The organism is Ilumatobacter sp. (genome assembly GCF_041688325.1).
Taxonomy (GTDB): Bacteria; Actinomycetota; Acidimicrobiia; order Acidimicrobiales; family Ilumatobacteraceae; genus Ilumatobacter_A.
This window is the reverse complement of sequence record NZ_JBDNIJ010000059.1, coordinates 1-11,907: the sequence shown is the minus strand read 5'-3', so window position 1 is coordinate 11,907 and position 11,907 is coordinate 1. Positions and strand designations below refer to the sequence as shown.

Genomic DNA, 11,907 nt, shown 5'->3' with positions numbered 1-11,907 from the left:
CGTGAACTGGGACCCCGCGTCGAAGAATCGGGACCGGATCACCAAACGACGCCAGCGCCGTCTCCGCGAAGAACTCCTCGACGCCGGGATCGATCTGCCTGCCACGGACGGCCTCAGACGCAGCCTCATCGAAGAACTCGATTATGCGCGGTACCCGCCGGTGCACGAAGGGGTGCTCCATTCGTATGGCGCAGTCCTGGTCGATTCGTCGCTGGATTGCCTCGAACTCGATGGAACGTTCTCGACGTCGGCGGTGACTGACGAGGCGGTGCTCCGGCGCCTGGCCGACGGCCGACACTCGTTCGTGCTGCGCCACGCCGAGTCAGTTGGACTGCTGCTGCTGCTTGATTCCCCCCATGACCGTGAAGCCGAACTCGTCCGTCTCCGACGCCGCACAAATCAACCCTCCACGACGATTGTCCAACGCCGCTCCAACGGCAACGTTCGCGTGGTCGGCCCGAATGGGTTGTTCATCTGGGACGGCGCCCGATGGTGGACGAAGCCATACGCCGCACCATTCGCCCGCGCAGTGCTCGACGTGGTGCCCAACGCACCGAGCGACACGCTGCACAGTCTCCTCGACTTCTGCGTCCACACGATGAGCCCGGCTGACGCGGGCGCCTGTCTGGTGTGGGCGCTGGACGCCGACGACATCGCCGACGTGGACGGCCTGAACCCGTCGCGTCCGCCAACTCCGATCCCACATCTTTCCTTCGACCAATTCGCGAAGCGCGCCGCGATCCGCCAACTCCTCACACAAGTCGACGGTGCGGCGATCGTGGATCGTGCTGGCCAACTCATTGCAATCGAGGCGCACCTTCGCTCGTCGGTGCAGAGCCATGACAACGTCAGACGTGACCCCTCACGAGGAACGCGCCACGCCGCTGCGCGAAGATACTCCTTCGACCATCGGGCCCGGATTGTGTTCGTGATCTCGCGGGACGGGCCGGTCACCGTGTACTTCGGCGGCGAAGAGATCGCAGCCATCCAAACTCGAACAGAAGATCACGACAGCGGACCCGATGCCGACGCCTGACGAGCGATCTCAAGGAGAGGCCGCTGACAGCGTTCCTTCGCGGGTCTCTACCGTGTCGGTGGTGAAGCGGTCTGGACGTTGGTTGCTCGCTGACCGGTACGTGAACAAGGGCACTGCGTTCACGGACGCGGAGCGGCAACGGTTTGGGCTCGACGGGTTGCTTCCTCCTGTGGTGGAGGACCTCGGGACGCAGCTCACTCGGGTCGCACTCGAGTACGACATGAAGGACACCGATCTCGAACGCCACGTGTTTCTCCGTGCCCTGCAAGATCGCAACTCGGTGCTGTTCTACGCCTTCCTCGCAGAGAACCTCGACGGTCTTCTGCCAGTCGTCTACACACCGACCGCCGGTGTGGCCTGCGAGCAATGGTCTCGCATCTACCGTCGCGAACGCGGCCTCTTCCTGTCGTGGCCCCAGCGCGACCGCGTCGAGGAACTCCTCGACAATGCGGTCGGCGATCGCGAGATCGACGTGGTGGTGGTCACCGATGGTGAGCGCGTGCTCGGCCTCGGAGACCTCGGTATCGGCGGGATGGGCATCCCCGTCGGAAAACTCGCCCTGTACACCGCTGGCGGGGGCCTCGACCCGTCGCGCACACTGCCGGTGTTCCTCGATGTCGGGACGAACAACGAGTCGCTCCTGTCCGACCCGCTCTACCTCGGATGGCGGCACCAACGCGTGCGCGGCGACGACTACGACGAACTGGTCGACGCGTTCGTCGACGCCCTCCATCGGCGCTTCCCCAACGTCTTGTTGCAGTGGGAGGACTTTGCGCAACTGCACGCCAACCGGTTGCTGGCGCGTCATCGCGATCACATCTGTTCGTTCAACGACGACATCCAGGGCACCGCCGCGGTCACTGTTGCGGCGATCGTCGCAGGATTGGTCACCGCGGACGTGCCGATCACCGACCTGCGTCTCGTCATCGTGGGTGCCGGTTCGGCGGGCACGGGCATCGCCAACCAAGCGGTGCGTGCAATGGTCGCTGGCGGTCTCGCTCATGACGAAGCGGTCGCACGCTGCTGGCTCGTCGATCGAGACGGACTCCTACATGACGCAATGGACGGCCTCCTGCCATTCCAGCAACCCTTCGCACGCCCGTGGGACGACGTCGCCGGCTGGGACGACGACGGTGACGGCGCCGTCGAATTGCTCGACGTTGTCGACCGGGTCGCTCCACACGCCCTGGTCGGTGTCACCGGCCAGCCGGGGATCTTCACCGAAGCCGTCATCCGATCGCAGGCATCGGGTGTGAGGCGGCCGATCGTGCTTCCGCTCTCCAACCCCACTCCGAGAGCCGAAGCCATCCCTGCCGATGTCCTCAACTGGACCGACGGTGCGGCTCTCGTCGGTACCGGAAGCCCGTTCGGGCCCGTCACAGTCCACGGCCGATCGGTCCCCATCGCGCAGGTCAACAACGTCCATGTGTTCCCAGGCGTTGGTCTCGGCGTTGTCGCCACTCAGGCCAGAGCCGTGTCGGATGCCATGTTCACCGCGGCCGCCACCGCCATCGGGAAACTGGCGGCTCAGAACAGCGACGGCGGCATCCTCCCTCCGATCACCCAGAGTCGCAGCGTTGCTCGCGAGGTTGCGATCGCCGTCGCAAGAACAGCGATCGACGAAGGCCTCGCCGAACCGCTCTCCGACGCAGAACTCTCAAGTCGGATCGACGAAACGGTTTGGCACCCCGTCTACCGCGACCTGCCTACTGCACCGTCATCATCGGGCGAGAAGACTACGAAATCGCCCGGTTGACGCCGCGATGCCGACCGCGAGCGTTGAGATGGCGAGGACGGCGAGTCCGGTGACCCGGCCCGAAGTGGACAGGTCCGCGTCGAGCGCGGCGACGATCATGGCCGCCGCGCCTGCCACCCAACCGACCGCGGCGATGGGCAGCGCCACCCGCTCGACATGAGTGAGTTCGGGGTCGTTCGCCACAGCGGTCGTCGCAGCGCCGTCGTCGCGCATCAGCTGCTCGATCCACCGCACCGGCGACGTGATCCCAAGCACGACTACCGGCGCCCAGATCAACCCGATCGCTGCCAACCAGGCCGCATCCGCGACGGTGACGCCGGCCGTCGGGTCAAGCCCAACGACTACCGCATCACCGCTGTACACCGCAACAGCCGCCACAAGAACCGCAAGAACCGCCTTCACGTAACGCAACACGATGCTTCGCAGGCGCAACCCGTGACGAACCATGCCGTACTCGATCTTGGCGACTTCTTCGAGGAGCGGCCGCGGGTGCGACGCTGCCAACTCGAACAACCCCTCAGCGCGACCGTGATCATCGCGGCCGCCGCGCTCCCGTGTCGCTCGATACACATCGAGCTGCCGGTCGATCCGCGCACGCGACGCATCGTTCGTCGGAACGAGCAGCTCGACGATCCGAGGCTCGTGTCGCGCGCGATCGAGCTGTTGCGTCGCATTCGGCCCGAGTTCGTCAGCGGGAAGCCGAAGCGATGTCAAGGTGAACCGTGGAGTGAACGTCTCGCGGCCGTTCCCGAGGTGGTTCGCATGAAAGTAGAACCGCGTCAGATCGGCAAACAGCAACCACAGCGCAAACCCCGGCACACCGAGAATCGCGAAAACCATCACGATCAGCAACCCATCGGGCACGGTGAAGTCCCCGGCGACAAGCGATCGGAGGATCCCGGTGATCGAGTCGCGCGCAACCACCGGCAACACGACAAGCAACCCGGCCCCCGACAGCAAACCCACAGCGATCCGATGAAACGTCGAGAGGCGAACCTCACAACGAGCTACGAACGCTCGCGCCGCAGCCCGCTCGTCTTCGGTGAGCGCAGCGCTGACCTCTACATCATCCATCGTGCGTGTCTCCTGAGATTACGATCTAACAACTTCATGATATTCTAGGAGCCGTTCAGGATCTGACGAGCTGAGGCCACTGACCTCTTCTCGGGTCACTCAATACGGCACTCGATTTCAAAGGAGACCATCATGCTCGGAGGACCAGAAGGAATGGTGCTGCTCGCGCTCATACTCGTGCTGTTCGGCGGCTCGCAGCTGCCGAAACTCGCGAGGAACCTCGGTCGAGCGCAGAAGGAGTTCAAGGATGGGCTCGCCGAAGCCACCCGGCCAGGCTCCGAAAAGGGCGCCACAACCAAGACCGAAGTCTGATCACCAAGGGCTTGGGATCTGCTCTCGAGTACTACGTGAACGAACCTGGATGTTCGCCCGACCTGGACCGGATCGACCAAGTTGAGAACTCGAGTGACGTCACCCTGAACGTCATCGTTGGTTTCACCGACGACGAGGACAAGTCGTGCCCGACCGCGTACTCGTCGCGAACCGCGGTCATCACGCTCTCGGAGCCACACGGCGCCCGAGTGTTCTTCGGATGTCGGCCAGACGGCTCGTATGTACCGAAGGGCTGATACAACTCGCCAGAACCACGGGACGCCTTTCTGGATTGCGCTCTCAGCACCTGACGTGCTCGCTGGCCACCCGATCCGCCAGTGACCGCTCAGCTTCCAGACCACCCGATATCGACAGCGGCTCGCTGCCTTTGAAACCGACCGAGATCTACACGACTGGGCTCGGCCAACCCCTTGGAAACGTGCATGTAATTCCGGTCGTTGTCGGCCGCCTCGTTGTCGCTGGCGGGTCCGGTTCGTGTGGGGCTGAGGCGCCGTCGAACGCTGACAGGATGGGCGCGTGCAGGTTGATCCGTGGCCGATCCCTGAGGGCGTTGCGGAGTCCCCCAATGGAGTGCGTGTACGCGGCCGCGGACTGGGTCGAGGTCAGCCCACAGGGCCCGATCCGACGTTGGGGATCTACATGCTCGCTCGAACTCCACCTGCGATGGCGTGGCCGAGCGAGTGGACTGGATGGCCGAACTTTCGGCTGCCGAGCGATACGAAGAGCGCTGTTCGGCAGCTGACGGAGATCTTTTCTGTTGCTGGCACCGCTCGACTGGAAATCGCGCGCCACGGTCGACGAGGACGTACGGGAACGGCGTTTGCGATTCTTGCGATCAAGAGCGGCGTCGGCTCAGCTGCTGCTGTCGAGTGGGTGCGACAGCACTACGACGACAAGGCGGTCGAGACTCCGTGGCAACGCCGATGGGTCGAGAAACACAAACCCTGATTCGGCCGCCGAGTGCGCCGGCGGCGCTACAGGCACGAGAGGCAGCGCACACACGACGGAGTCTGAGATGCCACGCATATCGCTCACCGGCTCAGCGCCGATCGTCCGCCCAGTACGAAGCCTCTTTGTGTCAAGGGGCAGTTTTGAGGGCGTTTCGTGCGCGACGACGAAGACCCTCTTGCCAGGCGGCGTGGGGGGTCGTAGCGTTGGTTGTTGGGTCCGGGAGTGACTTGTCCGAAGAGCCGGCTGATAAGGATGCAGAGCCGGTCACGCTGGAGTCAGAGTCGTTCCTGTTTTGTCCTCCCGGGCCCACCTGAACATTCAGCTCTGGTGGCGGGCGTCGGCCACGAGGTGTCGGTAGACGACGTCAGAGGTCCGGCGTTCAGAGCCCGGATTGCTTCCTTGGATGTCTTGCCCTCGGCGACTTTGCGGTCGAAGTAGGCGCGGCCAATGTTGTCGTGTCGGAGCTGTGAGATCGCGACGACGTGGAGCGCCCAGTTCAGCTGCCGGTTGCCGCGCTGGTTCAACCGATGCCGAACCTTTGAGCCCGATGATGCCTCGACTGGGGCGGTCGCGTTGTAGCTCGCAAAGTGATGCTTCGACTTGAATCTGTCGATGTTGCCGGACTGGCCAATGATCATCGCAGCGGTGATTGGGCCGACCCCGCAGAACGTTGTCAGTGATGTTGCCGATGCTGCAAGAGCGGTGTTGATGCGTTGCTTCGACGCGTCGATCAGCTGGTTGTAGCGATCTATATCGACGGCGAACTCGCGGGCGATCTCTTGGCGTTGCCGGCCCATTGCATCGGCGGGTTCGAAGTCGTCGATGACCGCGTTGACCCTGGTCACCGAGGTGATCCGAAAGCTCGCACCGCCGGGGACCATCCCGAGGAGCAGGGCGTGGAGGCGGCAGCTTGCCTTGTTCTTGAGCCGGCCGAGATCGCGTGCGTCGCTTGGACAGCAGCTTCAACACCCGCGAGTGATCATCGGCGCACACGGTCGTGAGGTCGTCGGCGCGTAACGCGGCGATCGCGATCGAGCGGGCGTCGTTGGGGTCGTTCTTTTGCGACTTGCCCGAACCCAGCACTCGCACTCTTGCAGCGCGGACCGGTGGCACGTCGATCACGTTTTCGCCGGCTGCGACGAGCTGTTGGGCGAGGAGGTAGCCGAGGCCGTGGGCGGACTCCACCGCCCACGCTCGTTCCTCGAAACGCTCAGCCCACTCGCGCAAACGCGCTGTCTGGGTCGAACAGGAGCGAACTCGGATCTCGTCGAGGACGTGTTCGTTGCTGTCGATCGCGACAGCGGTGTGGGAGCCCTTGTGAGGGTCGATCCCGATGGTGATGGTCATGGGGTAATGCCTTTCGCTCGGTGGTGAAAACCGAGGTGGGCACTCCTGATTCGTGTTGATAGTGCTCTTGCCTCTTTCGAGCCACACCTCGGTGAAGGAACCGGTCGGCAAGCACTTCGTTAGAAAGCCGACCCCAGCAGGGCAGCAGGCACTTAGAGAGCTCGCCAACCGGCACCTTCGACGCTACGACAACAGCCGCAACGTCATGACCAATCATGAATCAGGCACTTCCGATCGCCGAAGAAATGGCCGTCAGCCACTCGCAATCGCATCGCTGGCCGCTCAATAACGACGAGACCGCGGAGTTCGATACCGGATCAACGGGACTACGTTCGCCGTCGTCCGGCTGTCACAGCCCGAGCGAGGGAAGCTCGATACCACGTCCTCGCGGCTGCGGCTTCTCGATTCCAAGCTCCTGACGGGTCTCGGTGACGCTGTTGTGGATCATCTCCCAGTCCATCTGGTCGAAGGGATTGTCCTCCGGGTATGGGCCGAGGAGTGTGCGCTTGTCGGTGATGTCGTGTTCGACTCGGTACTGCTCGACTGTGGCAACGGTGCGCACCCACTGTCGGTCGGGCTGCCCGCGACCGGGACGGCGGCCGAGTGACTTCGTGATGTACGACGGCGGGTCGGTGACGCTGCGGGCGATCGCCTTCTGGGTTCGACCGTCGAGGATGGCTTCGATCGCCTTGAGCTGATGCGCGTCGGCTTCGTGCGCTGCGAGGTGACTTCGGCGGCGGTGCTGGCTCGTCTCCAAGTTTGCTATCTCGGAGTCGAGACGATCGAAGCGGTCTTGCAGATTGTCCGCTCGGCTGATCGCTCGGATGAGTTCGGCGTCGGGCTTGCGGCGCTCTCGAAGCGGACGCTTGCGTCCTCTGAGTGAGTCGACCTCCACGTTGGCTTCGGCCAAGTCATCGACCGCCGTCGTCCGCCGTGCCACGAGTGAGTCGAGATCGCGCTGTCGGTTCGGGCCGGCGGCTCCGAGGATCTGCTCGACTCGTCGCTTCTCGGCGTGCAGGTCGGGCGTCGGCCATGCCTCGATCGGGACGGTGGCAAGCTCGTCGAGGGCGAGGTGCTTGTTGCGGCGACGGCGGAGTCCGCGGTCGAGGGTCTCGGTCGCGTCGGCCAGGCTGGCGGTGCGGGCGTGTGGGCCGTCTTCTTCGATGTCGAGCGTGCCCGACTTCGGCATGTACACGTGGTTCGAGAGTCGACCGCGGCTGAGTGCCTCGTAGGCGAGTTCTCGATACACCTGGTCGTTGCCGAGCGTCATCGTCCGGTCGCACGTGAGGCCGTGCGCCTTGTTCACCGTCATTGCGTACGCATGGCCAATCTGTCCGGCGTCGAGGTATCGGGCCGGAAGGTCGACGTCGCCCCGTTGCATCCGGACGCGCATCGAGCGCGCTTCGATGTCGACGGCGATGACCACTCCCCTGTTGCCGTTGCGCACGCCGAGGCGCTTGTCGTTCTTCAACGTCATCACGACGTCGCCGATCTGGAACTGGTGACTGCCGATGTCGAGCGGATCGCCCGTGAGTTGTCCGGCCAAATCGGCCCGTATCCGGCCGTGGACGTTCAGTTCGGCGACCTCGGATCGTCGGCCTGCGAGCATGATTGCGTCGTCGCCCTGTGTGCGCGCTGCCCACCAGTCGGCGACGAGGAGCGCTTTGGCGTCGGTGGCTGTGTCGCCGATGGTGATGCGGCCGTGCTTGCGGTAGGCGTCGAGGGCGAGCGACGTGTCGCCGTCGCGGAGTTGCTTGAGTGCTTCGCGTTCCCATTCCTCGTGCTGGCGCCGGTTGTCTTGGAGTTCGATCGTCGGCTGTCGAGCGATCAGCCCGGCGAACAGACCACCGGCCGTGATCTCCGGGAGTTGCTTCGGGTCGCCGACGAGCACGACCTTGGCGCCAGCGCGGTCGACCTCGTCGAGGATGGCGGCGAGGTCGCGGGTTCCGGCGGTGCCGGCTTCGTCGATGATGAGCACGGATCGGTTGTCGAGTCCTCCGGGTTCGTTGTTGTCGATGGCGATGCGGAGTCGAGCGATCGTGGTCGATGGGATGCCGGCGGCGTTGGTGATCTCGTCGGCGGCAACGCCAGTGTGGGCTGCGCCAGTCACCCGGTAGCCGGATCGCTCCCACGCTTCGCGTGCCGCCGCGAGGGCGAACGTCTTGCCCGCTCCAGCGGGCGCGGTGAGAATGTCGACGCCGTTGCCCGAGGTCGTCATACGGATCACTGCTGATCGTTGTTCCTCCGACAGGGTCGGCGCGCCTCGCAGCGCAGCGAGCAGATCCTCCTCGTCGCACACCGCAGCGCTGCCATCGAGGAGGCGTCGTGCCAGGTCGAGCGCTTCCCGTTCAGTGTTGAGCAGATCGAACGTCGACCACCGTCGACCTACTGGCAGCGACGACAGTACCCGGCCGTTGGCGGCTCGGATCACCGGGCCTCGGGTGGCGATGCCGTCGAGCGGAACGACGTCGAGCCGATCCTCGAGACCGTCGGCCAGCGCCTCGATGTCTTCAATCGATGCGCCATTGGGAAGCGAGTCGCACCAGGCCCGCAGCACGTCATTGCGGCTGAACGTCGAGACGTGCTCGGTCAACCCAACGGGACTGAGCAGATGATCCTCCACTGACCTCTTGGTCGTGTCATCGACCGGCATGGCCGCTGTTCGGCCGAGTGCTTTCGTGAGGTCGGTCGGATCGAAGCCGACGTCGGCGGCCGTGGCCACCCACACGTCGCGCAGGTGGACGGGGTCGACGTCGTGGGTCTTGGTGCGGCGGGTATCGAGCGCGGCGATCATCGCGGCCCGCGGCGAGTACTGACCGCGCATCTCCATGCTCTGCTCGATCTCGGCTCGCCGCGTCGAGAATGCCTTCAACACGTTCTCGGGGATACCGACGATGTCGGCGATGCCGTTCTTCACCGGCCCCCATTCGACGCCGAGCGCGACGGTGAGGTTGTGGCGGAGCTGAGCTTCGTAGAGGTAGCCGATCGTCTTGGCGCTCGTGTAGATCCAGCGGCCGTCGATCGTCGCCCACTTCCCGTCGACGCCGCGCACCATATTCGGCACGAGCACGTGCGAGTGGAGATGCGGGTCGCCGTTGCGACTCGTGCGGTGTCGAAAGGCAGCGGCGATCAGTCCTTCGCAGCGGATCTGGTTCTTGCCGGCGTGTCCGCGACGTGACCAGACGGCGTGTCGTTCAGCGAAGTCGAGCGCTGAGCGGACGGCATCGTCGTGCGCGATGCGGACGGCTCGGGCCGTGTCCGGATCTCCGAGTCCGAACAACACGGACACGGACTTCGGCGCTCGGAACGTGAGGTCGTAGCCGGGCACCTTGTGCGGCTGGCCGAGCTGCGTGCCGGTCGACGGGTCGTGGCCGACGAGGACATGGTGAAGTGCGTCGGGTTCGACGATCCCGTCGAGGCCGAGCAGTTGGTTGCTGCTGGCGATCCACCGTCCGGGGGCTTCGCCGCCGACGTAGTAGTCCTCGACGCCTTTGGCGACGGCTTCGAGGTAGTAAAGCTCCTGGCCGGGCGCCGGCTTCCACACGCTCAGCACGGCGGGACGCCCCGCTGCGACGATCGGCGCGCCTCGCCCCGCACCATGGTGCAAATTCGTGAAGTGGGAATGGGTGTTGTTGGTTTCGTTCGGGAGGGGGTCATGGGTGGGGTCCGTTGGAGGGTTGGTGGAGGAGGTCGAGTTGTTCGTGTTCGGTGGATTGGTGGCGTGGTGTAGTTGTCGGGGTGGGTGGTGGTCTCGGTCGTTTGGTCGGTGGTGTTGATGGGTTGGCCGTGGTTGGGGTGAGGACGTCGGGTGGCAGGGTGAGGAGGTAATGGCCGGTGGCGAATCGTCCGGTGATCGATCGGTCGGAGCGATGCTGGGCGAGGCCGTGGTCGGCGAGGCGGCGGAGTGCTCGGGCGACGGTGTCGTTTGCGAGGTGGAGGTCGGCGGCGATGTCGCGTACGGATCGGTAGGACATGGTCGTCGCGCCGTCGATGACGGCGTGCTCGGCCAATGCTTCGAGGACGGCCCACGCGACGGGTCCGACGTTGCGTCTCACCCATGGCGCTGATGCGCCGAGCGTGAGATTCGTCGGGTCAGCTGGCCGCTTGGTCGCCACGGCCGAGTTCTCCGGCGACGAACTTGCGCAGTTCGATCTTCGACACCCGCATCATGCGGGCGCCGGCCATGAACACCGGCAGGCCGTCGCGTCCCTTCGTCGCTCGGTAGCGACGGGCCATGTCGTAGGCGACGGCCGGGCTGATCCGCATGAAGTCGGCGACTTCGTGGATCGTCAGGATGTCCGGCAGTTCGTCGAGTGTCGGGTATTGCATTGCTCCACCTTCTCGTTGAGTCTGGTCTCGTGTTGACTAATCTGGGGTATTGCAAACTACACAGATGTTGTTACGGTGTCAACAGTGACGCAGACTGGTCTATAGTTGAGGCCAACCGCAGGAGGTTCCGATGGCTCGCAAGAAACCCGACGAGATCGCAGACCCAGTGAAGATCACGCCAAACCAGATCGTGGCGTACAACCTCACCGTGGCCCGCCAGCTCCGTGGTTGGACACAGGAGAAGGCCGCTGTCGAACTGGAGCCATACGTCGGGGCCCGGTGGTCGAAAGCGACCTTCTCGTCAGCCGAACGTTCGATCGACGGTCGGCGCATTCGGCAATTCACCGCCGACGAGATCGTGGCGCTCTCGCGTTGCTTCGGCGTGCCGATCGGGTTCTTCTTCATGCCACCTCGCCCGAGCGAGTCGGAGACGCCGGTCCGCTTCGCCACTGCCGAGAACGACGACTACGGGCTCTCGCTCGCCGAGTTGCTCGACGCGATTTTCGGGACACCTGGCGAGCGCGAGATCATGTCAGAGCGACTCAACGACTACCTCGGTGAGATCCCGATGCACGATCTGACGAAGGCGCAGGAGCGGTTGACGTGGCAGGCCGAGGATGCGCTCAATGCAGTAGTGATGAAACAGCTCGGCCGATTTGATGACTGGGAAAGCACCCTGGTCGAGCTGACTAGTCAGGTCCGCAGTTGGAAGAACGCAGCGAAAGCGAAAGCGGTGCGCCAAGCGCTCGACGAGGAGGCCGACGATGGCTGATCGAACGAAGCCGACCAAGCGCGGCAACAGCAAGCCGAACGTCAAGAAGCGCGGCTCGACATACACGTACTACCTCTACGTCACCGACGCCGACGGTCGCCGCCGCCAGCACAGCAAAGGCGGCTTCCATACACAGCGCGAAGCGGAAGACGCCCGCATCGCTGCAATGAACGCTAAAGCGACCGGCACCTACGTGAAGGCCGAGAGGGTCAGCGTCCGTGAGTTCCTCGTCGACGAGTGGTTGCCATCCCGTCTTCCGCCCGCGCTGGAGGCGAGTACCTGGCATTCGTACGAGCAGAAGATCCGGCT

General features: G+C 64.4%; 12 protein-coding genes and 1 pseudogene. 7 read left to right on the top strand and 6 right to left on the bottom strand.

Annotated elements, in window-relative coordinates; all coding sequences use genetic code 11:
- Positions 1-1,036: diadenylate cyclase (locus ACH2EI_RS04525; RefSeq protein ID WP_395159254.1), on the top strand; the 1,036-nt coding region annotated here is incomplete at its 5' end.
- The gene (locus ACH2EI_RS04520; RefSeq protein ID WP_395154784.1) at positions 1,023-2,792 is read left to right on the top strand and encodes an NAD-dependent malic enzyme; all 1,770 of its coding nucleotides are present in this window, start codon (positions 1,023-1,025) and stop codon (positions 2,790-2,792) included. The genes ACH2EI_RS04525 and ACH2EI_RS04520, both read left to right, overlap by 14 nt.
- On the opposite strand, the gene ACH2EI_RS04515 is transcribed toward ACH2EI_RS04520, so the two are convergent.
- Positions 2,757-3,866 carry a hypothetical protein gene (locus tag ACH2EI_RS04515; RefSeq protein ID WP_395154783.1) on the bottom strand — a complete coding sequence of 370 codons (1,110 nt, stop codon included), beginning with the start codon at positions 3,864-3,866 and terminating at the stop codon, positions 2,757-2,759. The genes ACH2EI_RS04520 and ACH2EI_RS04515 overlap by 36 nt on opposite strands.
- 132 nt (positions 3,867-3,998) lie before the next feature.
- Between ACH2EI_RS04515 and ACH2EI_RS04510 the strand changes: the two genes are divergently transcribed.
- From ACH2EI_RS04510 to ACH2EI_RS04500, 3 genes are all read left to right on the top strand, one after another.
- The gene (locus ACH2EI_RS04510) at positions 3,999-4,178 is read left to right on the top strand and encodes a twin-arginine translocase TatA/TatE family subunit (RefSeq protein WP_395154782.1); all 180 of its coding nucleotides are present in this window, start codon (positions 3,999-4,001) and stop codon (positions 4,176-4,178) included.
- Between the two features lie 11 nt (positions 4,179-4,189).
- The gene (locus ACH2EI_RS04505; protein WP_395154781.1) at positions 4,190-4,435 is read left to right on the top strand and encodes a hypothetical protein; all 246 of its coding nucleotides are present in this window, start codon (positions 4,190-4,192) and stop codon (positions 4,433-4,435) included.
- Positions 4,436-4,715: 280 nt separating this feature from the next.
- On the top strand, positions 4,716-5,147 hold the full coding sequence (locus ACH2EI_RS04500) for a protein phosphatase (protein ID WP_395154780.1): 432 nt from the start codon (positions 4,716-4,718) through the stop codon (positions 5,145-5,147).
- 278 nt (positions 5,148-5,425) lie between these two features.
- Here ACH2EI_RS04500 and ACH2EI_RS04495 read toward each other — a convergent pair whose 3' ends face one another.
- From ACH2EI_RS04495 to ACH2EI_RS04475, 5 genes and pseudogenes are all read right to left on the bottom strand, one after another.
- A complete protein-coding gene (locus tag ACH2EI_RS04495; protein WP_395154779.1) occupies positions 5,426-5,995 on the bottom strand; it encodes a transposase in 570 nt (189 codons plus the stop codon).
- Between the two features lie 106 nt (positions 5,996-6,101).
- Positions 6,102-6,497: pseudogene (locus ACH2EI_RS04490) on the bottom strand (transposase); the annotation flags it as partial.
- Positions 6,498-6,846: 349 nt separating this feature from the next.
- Complete coding sequence (gene mobF / locus ACH2EI_RS04485; protein WP_395159252.1) at positions 6,847-10,050, bottom strand: MobF family relaxase; 3,204 nt, start codon at positions 10,048-10,050, stop codon at positions 6,847-6,849.
- A gap of 100 nt (positions 10,051-10,150) precedes the next feature.
- Complete coding sequence (locus tag ACH2EI_RS04480; protein WP_395159250.1) at positions 10,151-10,612, bottom strand: hypothetical protein; 462 nt, start codon at positions 10,610-10,612, stop codon at positions 10,151-10,153.
- The gene (locus ACH2EI_RS04475; RefSeq protein WP_395154776.1) at positions 10,590-10,826 is read right to left on the bottom strand and encodes a hypothetical protein; all 237 of its coding nucleotides are present in this window, start codon (positions 10,824-10,826) and stop codon (positions 10,590-10,592) included. The genes ACH2EI_RS04480 and ACH2EI_RS04475 overlap by 23 nt, the downstream gene beginning before the upstream one ends.
- Positions 10,827-10,956: 130 nt before the next feature.
- On the opposite strand from ACH2EI_RS04475, the gene ACH2EI_RS04470 reads away from it, so the two are divergent.
- Together ACH2EI_RS04470 and ACH2EI_RS04465 are read left to right on the top strand one after the other, a co-directional pair.
- Positions 10,957-11,598 carry a hypothetical protein gene (locus ACH2EI_RS04470; RefSeq protein ID WP_395154775.1) on the top strand — a complete coding sequence of 214 codons (642 nt, stop codon included), beginning with the start codon at positions 10,957-10,959 and terminating at the stop codon, positions 11,596-11,598.
- The coding region (locus ACH2EI_RS04465) for an Arm DNA-binding domain-containing protein (protein ID WP_395159248.1) at positions 11,591-11,907 on the top strand (317 nt) is incomplete at its 3' end. The genes ACH2EI_RS04470 and ACH2EI_RS04465, both read left to right, overlap by 8 nt.